The following is a 15376-nucleotide window of genomic DNA, read 5'->3' as shown; positions in this document are numbered from 1 at the left end:
CTTAGCTGACTTTTCTCTATTTAATATAAATATTCTAGATTAAAAAATTAAATTTGATCAACCGCTTACCGTCACATTCCCCTTAAAATAAAAATCAGCTACTATATGTGTCGTTATTGGCACAGAATGGTGATTTATCATTTTTTTAAAGTGCCTTTGAGGTATATATTTTAATTTGATTATTACTTAAGGATAGCGCTTGCTGAGCTACTGTTTACGAGTACTTCTTATTGCTAGTATCGCATTCAATGGGCTAGCAGAAGAGCATTCACCTTCAATATTTTACCCTTTACCTATTCAATCTGAAGGGAAGTTTTTGGCTGCAAAAAACTTACATTTGAGTAGTAATGGTGGAATATGGGTTCAAGATGTACACAGCAACGTTTTATTTTATGATGGGCGTCACTTACTGCCACGAAATGGTAGCCTACTTGACTCCGTAGGTGATCAGCTAGCTTATTTAAATGACAGTTTCTGGAGCTTTGCTGATAATGAAGTCTACCGGAGTTACCCTAGCCAGAAAAAAGAGCTTATCTTTAGCTTAGAGCCCGGCTCTGAAATTAGAAAAATTGGCTCATCAAACAATTATATTTGGGTCAGTGATGACTCTAATTTCTATACTTATGATGTCACTACAAGTGAAATAGAGACCTACTCTTTACTTGAACTGTATAAACATAATCAGAGTAGTTATGTCTATATCAATGATGCACAGCGTGTTTTATCTAAATGGGTATTAGCAACGACCTCTGGATCATATCTTTCGGATGGTGCTCAATTTACTCACATCGCCAATTCGAAAAAGAACTTCACAGAAAAAATATACTTCTCATCTAGCCGCCGAGAGCTATTAATTGGCACTTTACGTGGTGCGCTCATTATTGATCTCAACGCTCCAAGCAAAATTGGCCCATTCATTGGTGATTCGCATGTTTTGTCGTTTGCGGAAACGAACCAAGAGTATTGGATTGGCACAGAGCACGGACTATTCGTCTACTCATTGCTGACTGGAGTTGTTCGCAAGGTGACGTCCAGTTCACAAGACAGCTTCTCTTTGTTAGGTGATAAAATTTATGCCCTCTTGAATGATGAACTTGGCGGTATGTGGATCGCGACAGATCGTGGCATTCGATATTACTCATTACATAGTAAAAAATTCACTCGGGTTTCAGAACGAAAGTTACTCTCTCTTTTTAGCGATTCTTCAATGGTTAAAATTGCCAAGGACCCTCGCTTGGGTAATTTAGTCGCGACTACGACTGGTATTTACCAACACCGAAAAGGGGGTGAACCTGAGCTGTTATATCGTGGGAGGGTAAACGATTTTGTTGTGGGTAACGGTGACTTATGGCTTGCAACAGGTGAAGGGCTTTTAAGGTTTGATATTCAAAGTAGAAGAGTGACTCGTCAGCTTTTATCGGATGAATTTCAATCTTTATCAATTGATAGAGTCGCACTAGATGATGAACGCCTCTGGTTCTCTTCACGTGGACGTCTAGCACAGTTAAATATTAAGAACGGCGCATACAAAAGTTTCGGCAAGGACTGGATTGTAGAAAGTTTTCTGCCGGCGAAGATAACTCACCTATTACCAACAAAAACCGGTGACTTAATTATTGGAACCGATCATGGTGTTTACACTTATTCGGGACAAAAAATCTATTTCAATCGTGAGTCTGAAGTTTTTGGCCAAGTGATCGATATTACTCAAGCTAAAGGTGGGAAGTATTGGGTAGTAAGTAGTTATGGAACATTTACTTTCGACAGGCATTATCAAAATCTGACCCCTGCAACGCTAATTGAAGATAGTATTAGCCCTGAATGCTTAATGAGTACTTCTAGAGGGATGTGGATGAGCAGCTCAAAAGGGCTCAGTTTCTACAGCCATAGTGCCGATCTGCTTAAGCACTATGGCTCGCCATCTGGTTTGATAACTAATGAATTTTTACCAAGGATTTGTGCAACAGATAAGTTCAAGCCCGACCAAGATATTAGCTTGGTGCTCGGCTCTAAGTATGGCTTGGTTAAGATAAAAGAGCGCGAGTTGCTTGTATCAAAAGCACCTAAAAATAAAGTCATTTTTAGCCAGGTGAGTATCGATCACTCTCCGATTGCGGTTGGCGGCAATATTAAAGATGGTTATCAGTTTCCTTATGGGTCATCGCTGAGTTTTCTTATTGGTATTTTGCCGGAAGCGTCGACACTGTTGCTTGAGTACCGGTTAAACCTAGGGGATGATTGGATCGCTTTCGAAGGCGGTCAATTGACTTTGGCTCACTTATTGCCCGGTGAGTATCAACTACAAGTAAGACCATCAATATCGATTACTCCTGATGATAAATCGCTAACCACACTTAATTTTACAATTCAAAAGCCATGGTATTTGACCAATTTTGCAATTTTTAGCTTTTTCCTCATTGTGGGAATATTGGTCGCGATAGTTATTTTTTGGCGCTCTCGTTTAATCATGAGAATCAACAAAAACTTAAAGGCAAAGGTCTTACTAAAAACCGATCAATTGCGTAATCAGAGCCGGGTATTGTTAAGTAACAATCAACAGTTAAGGAAGCAATTCCAAGTTCGAAATATTCTTGTTGGAAATGTTGCGGTTGCAGCGAAAAGGAGCGTAACAGAAATGGGTGCGCGTCTTCACTTAGAGGATGATAAATCGGCCACTCAGAAATATAGCGATGTTATCCACCTACTTAATGTTCTATTTAATGATAAGGACAACGTTAGCGGAGAAAGGGAGACGCATAATTTCTTACAAATACTAAATGCCGTTATCGATGCATGGCGTGAAGAGTTCATTAAAGCGGGGTTAAGCGTAAAAGTTGAAAACAGCGCAATGAACCAGCACATACAAATTGACTATTTTAATTTAGATATTCTGTTTAACACTCTTTTTTCTAGCGTTTTAAAGCGTTGCTATCGAGGACAGGAATTAAGCATTCAAATCAGCGAAAGTGATTCGATGCTGGTGATTGCATTGACTGATTTTGGCGCTCCCGTTCCAGTGTTTAAACCAACAATACACAAAGACAATATCGTGAACTTGTCGACTTTTGATTTGAGTATTGAAAATCTACCCACCTCGGTTGCTATCAGTGGCGGCGAGCTATTTGTGTATGACTTTGACTCTAAGAATCGCCTTGAAATGTCGTGGCCTATTATTGAGCTTGAAATTCAGGGGCCACCAGAAAAGGCGATAAATCTAGAAAATTCAGCGGTGCCTTCGCATACACTGACAAGAGAAGATGCATGGATAAACTCGGTGAAGCATTTAATCAGTGAAAATTACTCGAGTCCAGACTTTGGCACTTCCTCTGCGGCTAAAATGCTTTTTGTATCGGAGCGGAGTTTACAACGTCGCTTTAAAGCAGCCTTAGATCGGACATTTAAAGATTACTTAAATGAGTATCGACTTGAAAAGGCGTGTGAAAGCTTGTTAGCAGGTGAGAAAATAGCTGACATCGCATTTGAATGTGGTTTCAATGACCCATCATACTTCAGCCTGCGTTTCAAACACCACTTTGGCCTTTCTCCATCAAAATTTGTCGAGAATCATACTGGTCAATAATTTCATCGTGAGTATGTTCCTTTCTATTCTTGAGCCTTTCTTTGAATAAACCAAAATAAACGTCTTTGTGCGGTTCTATTTTTAGTCGTGCGATTACGTTTCACGAGAGTTCCTTGAGGGAAATGAAATTCAAATATAGCTAAGACTTATAGTATAGAGGAAAGCTTGAGGAGAGATAATCAAATAGTAGTGGTTAAGGAAAAAAAAGATCGTGGCATGGTCGGGGGGACTATGCCACGGGTGCCAATGACACCTTCGCTTGCTGCCTGAGGGATATGGGATACCCATATCACTTCTGGAATCTAATGCTTTAGAGGTTTCCCTCTTGACGTGGTTAACTATAAGTCCATGCGCTTATTTCCTTCATAAAATTAACGACATGTTTACCCGATAAAACCGCCAAGTTGTAAGGCTTATTTTAAGTTTTTGTATTTTAAGTGTTTTTTGTTTATGTTCTTTACCTGAACTTACTTTTTTGACTCATTACCCACAGAATTCTCTCTAATTTGACGTATTTAACGAGCTTGTTTTTAACGTTTTTTACGTTCGATTTTCTGCAATCTTTGATTTCACTCAATAAAAGTGGGGAGAATCGCGGTTATCATTATCGCTAATGAAAATATTTCTCATTCCTAATTATAATTGAGACCTGCTATGAAACTATCACAACTGAGAGAAGGCGATTGCGCGAGTATTCTGTCTTTTTCTGAAATATCTAATGACGTAAGAAAAAAGCTAATGGTTATGGGCTTGCTTCCAAATACGTTAGTCAAGGTAGTGCGTCGAGCACCTATGGGTGATCCGCTTCAAGTTGAAGTTCGTGGTGTGTCTTTAGCAATACGTGAAAATATTGCTGCAGCAATTCTAGTGGAGCAAAAATAATGCAGTATGAAATACTAACGGTTGGTAATCCAAATAGTGGTAAAACGACACTGTTTAATGGCTTAACTGGCGCGAAACAGCAAGTTGGTAACTGGGCTGGTGTAACCGTAGAGAAGAAAACAGGACGTTATGCTCACTCTGGCGATCAATTTAAGCTAACTGACTTGCCGGGTATTTACGCACTAGATAGCGGAAATGATAGTAATAGTATTGATGAGTCAATTGCTTCTCGCGCTGTTATTAGTCACCCTGCTGATTTGATTATTAATGTTGTTGATGCAACGTGTTTAGAACGTAGCTTATACATGACCTTGCAACTTCGTGAGTTAGGTCGACCAATGGTTGTCGTTTTGAATAAGATGGATGCCCTTAAGCGTGAACGCCAAACATTAGATATTAAAGCGTTAGAAAAAATGCTTGGCTGTCCAGTATTCACGTTGTCGGCAAATAACAAGCAGCAAGTGAACCGTTTTAAAGACAAGTTACATAAAGCACTGGTTCAAGGCGTTGCGCTGAAAGAGCTGGTTTTAGATTATGGCCAAGAATTTGAGAGTGCCATTGCTACCATTGCGCCTGTTTTTGCTGGCCAAGAAGTGTCATCCCGCGCTCTAGCTATACGTGCATTAGAAAATGATTTACTGGTTAATAACCCTCTTTCTCAATCTGACCGTGAACTGATTAACCAACAGCAAGAAGCTTGTAATTTAGATATTGACTTGCAAGTTGCTGATGTGAAATACACTTTCTTACATGAACAGTGTAAGAAGGCGCGTCGTACAGAAGGAAAATTAAGTCATAGCTTTACTGAAAAAGCGGATAACCTCATTCTGAATAAGTGGGTCGGTGTGCCTTTCTTCTTTGTTGTGATGTATCTGATGTTTATGTTTTCCATCAATATTGGTGGTGCATTCATTGATTTCTTTGATATTGGCGTTGGGGCGCTTCTTGTTGATGGCGGCCACTATCTACTTGATGACCACCTGCCAGTTTGGTTAGTGACACTTATCGCTGATGGTGTTGGTGGTGGTATCCAAACAGTTGCAACCTTCATTCCTGTTATCGGTTGCCTATACCTATTCTTAGCCGTTTTAGAAAGTTCTGGTTACATGTCTCGCGCGGCATTTGTGCTTGATAAAGTGATGCAAAAAATCGGCTTGCCAGGTAAAGCGTTTGTACCGTTGGTGCTTGGGTTTGGTTGTAACGTACCGTCAATCATGGCTACGCGAACATTAGACCAAGAGCGCGAGCGTAAATTAGCGGCATCTATGGCACCATTTATGTCTTGTGGTGCTCGACTGCCGGTATACGCACTTTTTGCGGCGGCATTCTTCCCTGATAGTGGTCAAAATATTGTTTTCGCTCTTTATGTGTTAGGTATCGTTGCTGCTGTTCTTACTGGTGTTGTGCTGAAACACACACTATACCCAGGTTCTAGTGATAGCTTGGTGATGGAAATGCCAGATTACGAACTGCCAACTATCCAAAATGTACTGATCAAAACGTGGCAAAAGCTGAACCGTTTTGTGCTAGGTGCAGGTAAAACGATTGTTGTAGTGGTCACTATCTTAAGCTTCTTGAACTCAATCGGTACTGATGGTTCATTTGGTAACGAAGACAGCGAAAAATCAGTATTGTCAAAAGCGGCGCAAGTTGTTACTCCTGTTTTTGCTCCAATTGGTATTAATGAAGATAACTGGCCAGCAACCGTTGGTATTATTACGGGTATCTTTGCTAAAGAAGCCGTTGTCGGTACATTAAACAGCCTTTACACATCAGCGGAAAGTGAAGAGTCTGAATTTGACTTGATGGGTAGTTTGGAAGAGGCGGTAATGTCTATTCCTGAAAACCTTACCGGTCTAAGTTACTCTGATCCACTAGGCATTGAAGTTGGCGATTTAAGTGATTCATCGGCAGTTGCGGAAGATCAAGAAGTGGATACATCGATTTTTGGTAACTTGAAGTCTCACTTTGTAAGTGGCCATGCGGCATTTGCTTACTTAATCTTAATCCTTCTGTACACACCTTGTGTTGCCGCTATGGGGGCTTATGTTCGTGAGTTCGGCCAAAACTTTGCTCGCTTCATTGCGGTGTGGACAATGGCATTAGGTTACGGTGGTGCTGCTTTATACTACCAAGTTGCACACTTCGCGGATCACCCAATGACAAGCTCTATTTGGATTGTCAGCTTGATTGCCACCTCTGTTATCGCATACCAGTTGATGAAAAGAAAAGGGCGTAAAGAGCAAATGAATCTAGAGGTACAAGTCGCATGATTTTATCTGACCTAAAGAACTACATCACCGAAAATGGCAGCGCGTCGAGAAATGAACTGGCAAAAAAGTTTACTTTAAGTGAAGACGGTGTGGATGCCATGCTGAGTGTGTGGGTGAAAAAGGGTCAGATATCTCGCTTGATCGATACCAATAAAGCGAAAAAAGTGACTCGAGTTCGTTACAGCACAATTAAGAGTGATGAGCTATCGTTAACCGTAACGATGTAAGAGCTAACACGGTTCACTTTTAGCTTTCTATCGCTAGAAATAAAAACGCCGCATCTTTATCGATGCGGCGTTTTTGATTATAGATTCTTATCCGTATTTAAGATAACGCTCCAAATTCACCCTATGCTGATGGTTCGTTAATACTAAATATAGGGCTGTCTTGAAGTTTTGTTTGCAGTTGTTTCAAGAGAGAAACCTGGTCATCGTCAGACCTAAACTCACCTTGAGTATTGCCCCAAACAGGGCCGGGCCAAGCTACATCAGAAATGAAACGCGCGATATGATGAATATGTAATTGTGGAACCATATTACCCAGAGCACCAAGATTAATTTTATCTGGAGTAAAGAGCACTTCCAGCGTTTGGTTGATCGTTTGAGATTCAACTAAAAACTGCTGTTGTTCATTCATCGGTAAATGGTGAAGCTCTTTTAGCTCATTTCTTTTTGGAACGAGAATGACCCAAGGAACGGCGTTATCTTTATGAAGTAATGCGATGCAGAGTGGAAAGTGGCCAATAACCGTCGTATCTTTGGCTAACTGAGGGTGAAGAATAAAGTCCATATGCAAAATATCAGTCGATGATTCGTGCACTGTTTATAACATAGAAAAAGAAAAAGGTTGGCGATTAAGCCAACCTTTTCAATAATTCTAATGGAAATTACATGCGGTCAAGCGTGTTGATACCAAGTAGAGATAGACCTTGTTTGATCGTTTTAGCAGTAAGCGCAGAAAGCTTCAAGCGGCTTTGCTTAACGGCTTCATCTTCAGCGATCAGAATCGGGCATGCTTCGTAGAAACTAGAGAATTGACCTGCTAGTTCAAATAGGTAGCTACACATGATATGTGGCTGACCTTCACGAGCAACAGATTGAACCGCTTCTTCAAATTGAAGTAGCTTAGCAATGAGTGCTTTCTCTTTTTCTTCTTTAGCAATGATTTCACCAGATAGTGAATCCATAGACAGGCCTGCTTTTGCAAAGATAGAAGCAACACGCGCATATGCATACTGCATGTAAGGTGCTGTATTACCTTCGAAAGCTAGCATGTTATCCCAGTCAAAAATGTAATCCGTTGTACGGTGTTTTGAAAGGTCAGCATACTTAACCGCAGCCATTGCTACTGTTTTAGCTATGTTATCTTTTTCTTCGTTAGCAAGATCTGGGTTTTTCGACTCGATCAGTTTCTGTGCACGTTCTTCTGCTTCATCAAGAAGATCCGCTAGGCGAACTGTACCACCAGCACGAGTTTTGAATGGACGTCCATCTTTACCTAGCATCATACCAAATGCGTGGTGCTCTAGAGTCACCTCTTCTGGTACGTACTCAGCCATGCGAACGATGTCCCACGCTTGCATCAGGTGCTGATGTTGACGTGAATCGATGAAGTAAAGAACACGATCTGCCCCTAGTGTTTCATAACGGTATTTTGCACAGGCAATATCCGTTGTCGTGTATAGGAAGCCACCGTCGCGTTTCTGGATGATAACACCCATCGCTTCGCCGTCTTTATTCTTATACTTATCTAGGTAAACAACATTTGCGCCGTCACTATCAACCGCAAGGCCTTTTTCAACAAGATCGTTAACGATAGGAGCAAGCATATGGTTGTACTTACTTTCGCCCATCACATCATCTTGAGTTAGAGATACATTTAGACGATCATAGTTGCGTTGGTTTTGAACCATAGTAACGTCAACGAGTTTTTTCCACATTTTTGCGCAGTACTCATCACCGCTTTGTAGTTTCACAACGTAACCACGAGCTTTAAGAGCAAATGCTTCGTCTTCATCGTAAAGTTTTTTCGATTCACGATAGAAAGCTTCAAGGTCAGCAAGTTCCATTGAAACTTCGCCAGACTCTTGTTGAACGCGCTCAAGGTTAGCAATCAACATGCCGAACTGAGTACCCCAGTCACCGATGTGGTTAGCACGGATTACGTTGTGACCTAAGAATTCAAGAGTACGAACAACCGCATCACCGATGATCGTTGAGCGTAAGTGACCAACGTGCATCTCTTTAGCAACGTTTGGCGCTGAATAGTCAGCAACAATAGTTTGAGTCGCTTCTAGTTGTACGCCTAAACGTTCGTCAGCAAGTGCCGCTTCCGCTTGTTTTGCTAAGAAAGCTTCGTCTAGGAAAATATTTAGGAAGCCAGGACCTGCAATCTCAACTTTACTTGCGATTCCATTTAGATCCAAAACATCCAATACTTTTTGAGCAAATTCTCGAGGATTGGTACCTAGTCGTTTAGCAACACCCATCACGCCATTCGCTTGGTAGTCGCCAAATTGTGGTTTTGCAGATTGACGTACAGCAGCAGGGCTTCCTGCAGGTGCGCCAGCGGCTTCAAGAGCCTTAGATACTTTGTCATTAATCAGTGCTTGGATATTCACACGCGTTCCCTTCAATTCAAGGATGGTAAAGAATGATAGCGGTAATGTGTCTACTACTACTTGTTACGCAATAAATGCAGGAACAAAAGGAGAGCAAGACGAGAATTATTCACTATGATTCTTGTTTAAGTTCACAAAAATGGCGGTAATGATACCAATTTAATGGCCTTTCTTACAGGGCGATAGTAGGAAATTTTGCCATTTAATGTGTCCGATAATACTTACAAGAGAGTGGCTATTTATTCAAATGCCGTTACTATTTATTAAATTTAAAACTATGGGTTAAAACATGTCAGGAAATCTATCCGAATTAGACCTCACTCCAAATCAAATGCTAGGCAAACTGGATGTCTTCATGCAAAAAATAGCAGATTTGGGAGAACAGATCGGTATTGACTTAACCTTTGCTCAATCTGACCATATTGCGTTAAGAATTAATGAGTTCCATGTCGCTAAGTTAGCACATCACGCGTGGTTAGAGCATGGAAACGTGATTTCTGAAGCGATTATAAATGGTCGACCGATTATTGTTCTTGAATTCAATCAACCGCTGAAGAGTTTAGGCTGGAGTATTGAATGTTTGGAGTTGCCATATCCTGCTGAAGGTAAAGTCTACGAGCAGCAAGATTGGGAACATGTGGAGTTTGTTATTCCATCGCATGCACAAACGGCAGACGAGTATTTAGATGATTTGAAACAGACCTATCCTCAATTCGCTCTGAACTGGGATAAGTTGGGCGATTTAGGCATCAAAACGAAATTGTCGAGCCCTAAGGGAGAAGGCGAACGTTTGAACAATCCCACCGTCGCTTTTAAGCATCAAGGTATTTGTATCAAACTGCATCCACATTCACTCAAAAAGATTGTGGAGTCAGAGCAAGAATAATTCGGCAGTAGTTAGATAGAAACCAATAAAAAAGGTCGAGAGTAAGTCTCGACCTTTACTTATTTAGTTGTCGCCGAATTATAGAATTACCGTCTTATTGCCATAAACAAAGACATGATCATTCACGACTTTAGTTAAGGCTTTGCTCAGTACATTCTTTTCAACATCGCGTCCAGCTCGCGCCATATCTTGAGCGTTGAAATTATGATCGACAGGAATCACGTCTTGCTTAATGATTGGGCCTTCATCTAGATCGTTGGTTACGAAGTGAGCAGTAGCCCCTATGATCTTAACGCCACGCTCATAAGCTTGTAGGTAGGGTTTCGCACCAATGAAGGCTGGCAAAAAGCTATGATGGATATTGATGATTTTGTGATTGTATTTTTCGACAAAACTTGGTGTCAATATACGCATATATTTGGCTAACACTAAATAATCGGCATTGTACTGATCAATGACCTCAAACATTCTGTCTTCGTGCTCTTCTCGATTTAATCCTTCATGAGAAACACAGTGGTATGGAATATCAAAACGCTCAGTAAGAGATTGAAGCGTGTCGTAGTTACCCACAACCGCAGCAATGTCTACATCTAAACTCCCATCGAAATTCTTCATCAGAATATCACCTAGGCAGTGAGATTCTTTGGTGACGAGAATAACGACACGTTTACGTGAGGAGTCAACCAGCTTTCTTTGAGTGTTTTGAGGTAAGGCTTGATCTAAATCCGCAAGAAAAGTTTCATCGTTAAAGAATCCTTCCAGTTCTGTACGCATAAAGAAGTGGCCACTGCTGTTATCAACGAATTCATTATTATGGATAATATTGAGTTGATGTTTGTAACAGATATTGGTGATTTTTGAGATTAACCCCGGAGCATCAGAGCAGTGGGTTAACAGTGTTTTTTTTTCCATTTGATCTTACTTCCATGCAATATTTTTTTTGGACTAAAAACTAATTCCAAGCGCTTCGAACGGTGAAGCATGCCGCAATATAAGAGCTATAATTAATCTATTATCAATATAGTTTCAACAAAATATCTAAGCAGAACGCTTGTCTTGGGATTATTTTCGATAGTTTTGTTGTTTCTGATACTCCTAATATGATGCATTAAGGCGGAACTTATGGATAAAGAGCTACTAGCACGAAAGTTATACAGTGAACGAGTCTGCGAACTGTTAGGTGAAAATGAAGTTGATGAAACCGTGTTGTCTGAGATGTGGGAAAACAAGGCCTCACCTTCTGATGCTGCAAAAGCGATGATGGATGACAGTGGTTTTGACGGACCGGCTTGGTTGTCACGTTACTTGAAACGAAAATAGAGCGGATTCACATCGTTTTGTAAACCATACTTTTTTAATTACGAACACCTTCCGGTGCGGAGTCAATCTGATTCGCACCGGCTCACTAAAACTGACATAATCCCCTCAACTTTTTATTTCCTGCTGCTATTTTTCTATGATCTCTAAAACTTTTTCTGAGAGTGGTGCTCTAGGCAAAGCAATACCTGGTTTTCAACCTCGTCAGTCCCAATTGGACATGGCTGAAGCGGTGGCGACTGCCATTAAAGATCAAACTCAGCTGGTGGTAGAAGCTGGAACGGGGACCGGAAAAACATTCGCCTATCTTGCTCCAGCCTTGCTCAGCGGTAAGAAAATAATAATCAGCACAGGGTCTAAAAACCTTCAAGAGCAGTTGTATCATCGTGATTTGCCTTTAATGGTGAGCTCACTCGGCTTTTACGGCAAAGTTGCTCTGCTGAAAGGGCGCTCCAATTATCTGTGTTTAGATCGCCTTAGTCGTCAAATGGTGGAGAGCCACACCAACGAATCGGATCCTACTTTGTTAACTCAGTTGGTTAAGGTGAGGAGTTGGGTATCCGAAACCAAAACCGGTGATTTGGGTGATTGCGACGAGATTGCAGAAGATAGCCTCATTATTCCTACCATTACGTCCACTAATGATAATTGCTTGGGGAAAGAGTGCCCTAGCTACACCGACTGTTTTGTACTTAAAGCCAGAAAAAATGCGATGGATGCCGATGTTGTGGTAGTCAATCATCATCTATTTCTTGCAGACCTTGCGATCAAAGAGACGGGCTTTGGTGAACTGATACCAGAAGCGGATGTTTTTATTTTCGATGAAGCTCATCAACTTCCAGATATTGCGAGCCAATATTTTGGTCAATCTGTCTCCAGCCGACAAGTTCAAGAGTTGGCAAAAGATATCGAAATAGCCTATCGGACAGAAGCCAAAGACATGCGTCAATTGCAAAAGGTGGGTGACAGGCTTACTCAATCGGCTATGGACTTACGTATCGTTTTAGGTGAACCGGGTTTTCGTGGAAACTGGCGTGAAGCGTTAAATTCACCAGTGGTCGCGAGGGAATTGACTCGCTTGCAAGATGCACTCGATCTAGCCGTTGATGTTCTTAAAATCGCCTTAGGTAGAAGCCAACTGCTTGATACTGCTTTTGAACGGGCGAATACGATAAAAGGCCGAATTAATCGAGCTTGTGATGTCTCCATTATGGGGTACTCATATTGGTTTGATACCACGCCACGTCACTTTAGTTTGCATATCACCCCACTGTCGGTTGCCGATAAATTTCATGAGCAGATTGAATTAAAACAGGGGAGCTGGATTTTTACCTCAGCGACGTTAGCAGTGTCTGATGATTTTAGTCACTTCACCTCGCGCCTTGGATTAAAGCCAACCGCGCAGTTTTCGCTGCCTAGCCCTTTTGATTATCAGCAACAGGCGAGGCTCTGTGTTCCTCGTTATTTACCCGAACCTAACAGTGTAGGGCTTGCCGATAAATTAGTTGAAATGCTTGCACCATTGATTGAAGAGAACCAAGGCCGCTGTTTCTTCTTGTGCACTTCCCATAGCATGATGCGAGAGTTGGGCGAATGGTTCCGTGACACCCTGACGATTCCTGTTCTGCTGCAAGGTGAAACCAGTAAACAGAAAACATTAGCGGAATTCATGGAGCTTGGTAATGCACTATTAGTGGCCACCGGAGCATTTTGGGAAGGTATAGATGTTAGAGGTGACACACTTAGCTGTGTTATCATCGATAAATTACCCTTTACGGCACCTGATGATCCTTTGCTAAAAGCAAGAATTGAAGATTGCCGATTGAAAGGTGGGGAGCCTTTTGCACAGGTTCAATTGCCTGATGCCGTCATCACCTTGAAGCAGGGGGTTGGGCGATTGATTCGAGATAAAACAGATCAAGGGGCTTTGATTATTTGTGATAATCGATTAGTAACGAGAGACTATGGTGGCACATTCCTAGCTTCTCTTCCGCCTATCCCACGAACACGAGATTTAGGTGTTGTAAGAGATTTTTTAAGTGAGATCTCCACCACTGAAAATACAACTTTAGACATAACAGATAAATAACTTGAGATATTGATGAGCGCGAAAATTCTTGCTTTGGACACATCAACAGAAAACTGTTCTGTTGCACTTATGGTAAACGGACAGACTTACGTTCGTAGTGAAATCGCACCGCGAGACCATACAAAAAAGATCCTACCAATGGTGGATGAAGTACTCAAAGAAGCGGGTATTTCTCTGAACGATTTAGATGCACTCGCTTTTGGGCGTGGGCCAGGTAGTTTTACCGGTGTAAGAATTGGTATCGGAATTGCGCAAGGATTAGCGTTTGGTGCCGATCTTCCTATGATTGGAATTTCAACGCTTGCCGCGATGGCTCAAGGTACATACCGTGTGAATGCTCATACCAATGTTGCTTGTGCGATTGATGCTCGAATGAGTGAAGTTTACTGGGGACGTTTTACTCGTCAAGATGATGGTAACTGGGGTGTTGCGGATTCTGAATGCGTGATCCCTCCAGCGGAGCTAGTAGAACACACTCAATCCGATTCATTAATTTGGGGTCACTCAGGTACTGGATGGGACGCATATAGCGACGAATTCTCTGGTTTAGCACTTCAACTTGAAAAAAGTGACGTTCTCTTCCCTGAAGCTCAAGATATTGCATTCCTAGCACAGTATGAATGGGAAAATGGCAATACCGTTCAGGCTGAAGAGGCAAGCCCGGTCTATTTACGAGACAAAGTGGCGTGGAAAAAGCTTCCAGGTCGGGAGTAGTCTATATACTGTAAGTGAGGGCGAGCAAAACTTGTCTTCACTTTCATTTTCGACTTTAGTTAAAACTATAGCCGAGAGCTTTGCTGCATAGGGTATTTATGGCATCAATTAATGGCTTACCTCCTTCGATTGTCCCTAATACAAAGAAAACGACAAGAAAGAACGAGGTAAAAAAAGGACAAGGTAGTACTTCAGTTGGTCAACCAACTAAAGTGGCGAATGCTGTTGCCAACTCAATTAAACATGTCAGCGAATCTGATATCCGTGATGCTCAAATCCAATATGATCTTCCCCCTGAAGGTCGAGCAAGAAAAGCCATGGAACAATATATGGGTGTGATGAACCAAGCAAAAAGAGAGGAACTTGCTCAGCTGCTTGGCGTCGATATATACATCTAATCACTTTTTATTTTATACATAGGCGATGATTATGCTTATTTCTCAATCCATTCGCAGTTGCTGCATATTACTCTTTTTTGTCATGCTTTCTGGTTGCTCTTCTTTACCTGCTGAGTTAGTTAGCCGGACGGAAACCCCGATTTTAACCTACCAAAACTGGCTTGATACTGATCCGGACACAAAGGCTGATATCCGCATTGGTGGCGTAATTGCGCAGGTAACGAATTTAGAAAACCGCTCTCGAATCGAAGTAGTGAACTTGCCACTTAACTCTGTAGGTAAACCCGATTTGGATGCGGAGCCAAAAGGGCGATTTGTTGCGTATGTCGATGGCTACCTTGAATCGCTTAGTTATGCTCAAGGCCGTCTCATTTCGTTGGTAGGAACCATTGATCAACCTGAATCTGGAAAAGTGGGAGAGTATGACTACACCTTTCCGGTCATGCAGGTTTATGGAAAGCGTTTATGGCGTGTAGAAGAGCGAGTTGTAGTTCAAGACGATATTATGCATTTACACTCTTGCCGTAGTTTATATTGCCGTAGCTTCAATTATGGGCCCAAACAAGGTCGTATTGTTCAAGAAGTAAAATAATGTCGTTTAAGAGTTAAGAGTTAAG

At 41.5% G+C, this 15376-nt stretch carries 13 protein-coding genes; 10 read left to right on the top strand and 3 right to left on the bottom strand.

Annotated elements, in window-relative coordinates:
• Positions 1 to 199: 199 nt before the first annotated feature.
• The 4 genes from FCV43_RS02910 to FCV43_RS02895 all read left to right on the top strand — a co-directional run bounded on the left by FCV43_RS02910 (position 200) and on the right by FCV43_RS02895 (position 6962).
• A complete protein-coding gene (locus FCV43_RS02910; RefSeq protein WP_136993966.1) occupies positions 200 to 3580 on the top strand; it encodes an AraC family transcriptional regulator in 3381 nt (1126 codons plus the stop codon).
• Positions 3581 to 4234: 654 nt separating this feature from the next.
• Entirely contained in the window at positions 4235 to 4462 is a 228-nt protein-coding gene (locus tag FCV43_RS02905) for a FeoA family protein (RefSeq protein ID WP_017051337.1), read from the top strand.
• On the top strand, positions 4462 to 6735 hold the full coding sequence (gene feoB / locus FCV43_RS02900) for a Fe(2+) transporter permease subunit FeoB (protein ID WP_136993965.1): 2274 nt from the start codon (positions 4462 to 4464) through the stop codon (positions 6733 to 6735). Before FCV43_RS02905 ends, feoB begins: the two co-directional genes overlap by 1 nt.
• Positions 6732 to 6962, top strand: a complete 231-nt coding sequence (locus FCV43_RS02895) for a FeoC-like transcriptional regulator (protein ID WP_017051335.1) — start codon at positions 6732 to 6734, stop codon at positions 6960 to 6962. Before feoB ends, FCV43_RS02895 begins: the two co-directional genes overlap by 4 nt.
• Positions 6963 to 7083: 121 nt before the next feature.
• Here the strand turns inward: FCV43_RS02895 and FCV43_RS02890 are convergent, their stop codons facing one another.
• Positions 7084 to 7524 (bottom strand): HIT domain-containing protein, encoded by a 441-nt coding sequence (locus tag FCV43_RS02890; protein WP_113795848.1) that lies wholly within the window; start codon positions 7522 to 7524, stop codon positions 7084 to 7086.
• 97 nt (positions 7525 to 7621) lie between these two features.
• Positions 7622 to 9355 carry an arginine--tRNA ligase gene (gene argS, locus FCV43_RS02885; RefSeq protein WP_017051333.1) on the bottom strand — a complete coding sequence of 578 codons (1734 nt, stop codon included), beginning with the start codon at positions 9353 to 9355 and terminating at the stop codon, positions 7622 to 7624.
• Positions 9356 to 9644: 289 nt separating this feature from the next.
• On the opposite strand from argS, the gene FCV43_RS02880 reads away from it, so the two are divergent.
• The gene (locus tag FCV43_RS02880) at positions 9645 to 10241 is read left to right on the top strand and encodes a VOC family protein (protein WP_136993964.1); all 597 of its coding nucleotides are present in this window, start codon (positions 9645 to 9647) and stop codon (positions 10239 to 10241) included.
• 78 nt (positions 10242 to 10319) lie between these two features.
• Here the strand turns inward: FCV43_RS02880 and purU are convergent, their stop codons facing one another.
• Entirely contained in the window at positions 10320 to 11153 is an 834-nt protein-coding gene (gene purU, locus FCV43_RS02875; protein ID WP_017051331.1) for a formyltetrahydrofolate deformylase, read from the bottom strand.
• A 210-nt stretch (positions 11154 to 11363) separates the two neighbouring features.
• Between purU and FCV43_RS02870 the strand changes: the two genes are divergently transcribed.
• The 5 genes from FCV43_RS02870 to FCV43_RS02850 all read left to right on the top strand — a co-directional run bounded on the left by FCV43_RS02870 (position 11364) and on the right by FCV43_RS02850 (position 15351).
• Entirely contained in the window at positions 11364 to 11561 is a 198-nt protein-coding gene (locus FCV43_RS02870; RefSeq protein ID WP_017051330.1) for a hypothetical protein, read from the top strand.
• Positions 11562 to 11697: 136 nt separating this feature from the next.
• Positions 11698 to 13647 (top strand): ATP-dependent DNA helicase, encoded by a 1950-nt coding sequence (locus FCV43_RS02865; protein WP_136993963.1) that lies wholly within the window; start codon positions 11698 to 11700, stop codon positions 13645 to 13647.
• A 12-nt stretch (positions 13648 to 13659) separates the two neighbouring features.
• Positions 13660 to 14361 carry a tRNA (adenosine(37)-N6)-threonylcarbamoyltransferase complex dimerization subunit type 1 TsaB gene (gene tsaB / locus FCV43_RS02860; protein WP_113795853.1) on the top strand — a complete coding sequence of 234 codons (702 nt, stop codon included), beginning with the start codon at positions 13660 to 13662 and terminating at the stop codon, positions 14359 to 14361.
• 98 nt (positions 14362 to 14459) lie between these two features.
• Positions 14460 to 14759, top strand: a complete 300-nt coding sequence (locus tag FCV43_RS02855; protein WP_017051327.1) for a hypothetical protein — start codon at positions 14460 to 14462, stop codon at positions 14757 to 14759.
• A gap of 25 nt (positions 14760 to 14784) precedes the next feature.
• The gene (locus FCV43_RS02850) at positions 14785 to 15351 is read left to right on the top strand and encodes a Slp family lipoprotein (protein ID WP_136993962.1); all 567 of its coding nucleotides are present in this window, start codon (positions 14785 to 14787) and stop codon (positions 15349 to 15351) included.
• Positions 15352 to 15376 lie beyond the last annotated feature (25 nt).

It is taken from the genome of Vibrio genomosp. F6 (genome assembly GCF_005146325.1).
GTDB classification, from domain to species: Bacteria; Pseudomonadota; Gammaproteobacteria; order Enterobacterales; family Vibrionaceae; genus Vibrio; species Vibrio cortegadensis.
This window is presented reverse-complemented; position numbering and strand designations above follow the sequence as displayed.

Bases quoted from the DNA above. Each gene is read 5' to 3' on its own strand.
- FCV43_RS02905 (WP_017051337.1), top strand. From the start codon at position 4,235: ATGAAACTATCACAACTGAGAGAAGGCGATTGCGCGAGTATTCTGTCT.
- feoB (WP_136993965.1), top strand. From the start codon at position 4,462: ATGCAGTATGAAATACTAACGGTTGGTAATCCAAATAGTGGTAAAACG.
- FCV43_RS02895 (WP_017051335.1), top strand. From the start codon at position 6,732: ATGATTTTATCTGACCTAAAGAACTACATCACCGAAAATGGCAGCGCG.
- FCV43_RS02890 (WP_113795848.1), bottom strand. From the start codon at position 7,524: ATGGACTTTATTCTTCACCCTCAGTTAGCCAAAGATACGACGGTTATT.
- FCV43_RS02880 (WP_136993964.1), top strand. From the start codon at position 9,645: ATGTCAGGAAATCTATCCGAATTAGACCTCACTCCAAATCAAATGCTA.
- purU (WP_017051331.1), bottom strand. From the start codon at position 11,153: ATGGAAAAAAAAACACTGTTAACCCACTGCTCTGATGCTCCGGGGTTA.
- FCV43_RS02870 (WP_017051330.1), top strand. From the start codon at position 11,364: ATGGATAAAGAGCTACTAGCACGAAAGTTATACAGTGAACGAGTCTGC.
- FCV43_RS02865 (WP_136993963.1), top strand. From the start codon at position 11,698: ATGATCTCTAAAACTTTTTCTGAGAGTGGTGCTCTAGGCAAAGCAATA.
- tsaB (WP_113795853.1), top strand. From the start codon at position 13,660: ATGAGCGCGAAAATTCTTGCTTTGGACACATCAACAGAAAACTGTTCT.
- FCV43_RS02855 (WP_017051327.1), top strand. From the start codon at position 14,460: ATGGCATCAATTAATGGCTTACCTCCTTCGATTGTCCCTAATACAAAG.
- FCV43_RS02850 (WP_136993962.1), top strand. From the start codon at position 14,785: ATGATTATGCTTATTTCTCAATCCATTCGCAGTTGCTGCATATTACTC.